This window comes from Mesorhizobium carmichaelinearum, assembly GCF_900199455.1.
GTDB classification, from domain to species: Bacteria; Pseudomonadota; Alphaproteobacteria; order Rhizobiales; family Rhizobiaceae; genus Mesorhizobium; species Mesorhizobium carmichaelinearum.
The window spans coordinates 1-417 of record NZ_FZQR01000175.1; the positions used below are offsets into that span (position 1 = coordinate 1).

1 protein-coding gene is annotated in these 417 nt (G+C 38.1%); it reads left to right on the forward strand.

What is annotated here, in order from left to right:
- On the forward strand, window positions 1-417 hold a 417-nt coding region (locus CKW40_RS46300; RefSeq protein WP_143748547.1), incomplete at both ends, for a sigma-70 family RNA polymerase sigma factor.

Here is a 417-nt window from a genome sequence, read left to right on the forward strand (position 1 = left end):
CTATGAATATTTAGGTGAACAAGGGATTGACTTAGTTGGTGACAATGACAACGACGAAGGTCCTAATAATCGCCAAATTACAAAAGCGGAAGAAGAATTTGACCTTAATGATTTAAGTGTACCACCTGGGGTTAAAATCAATGATCCCGTTCGTATGTATTTAAAAGAAATTGGTCGTGTAGATTTACTATCTGCAGAAGAAGAAATTCGACTTGCAACGCGTATTGAAGAAGGCGATGAAGAATCGAAACGTCGTCTTGCAGAAGCAAACTTACGTCTTGTAGTAAGTATTGCAAAGCGCTACGTAGGCCGTGGTATGCTTTTCTTAGACTTAATCCAAGAAGGGAATATGGGTCTAATTAAAGCGGTTGAAAAGTTCGATTATCGTAAAGGTTTCAAATTTAGTACGTATGCAAC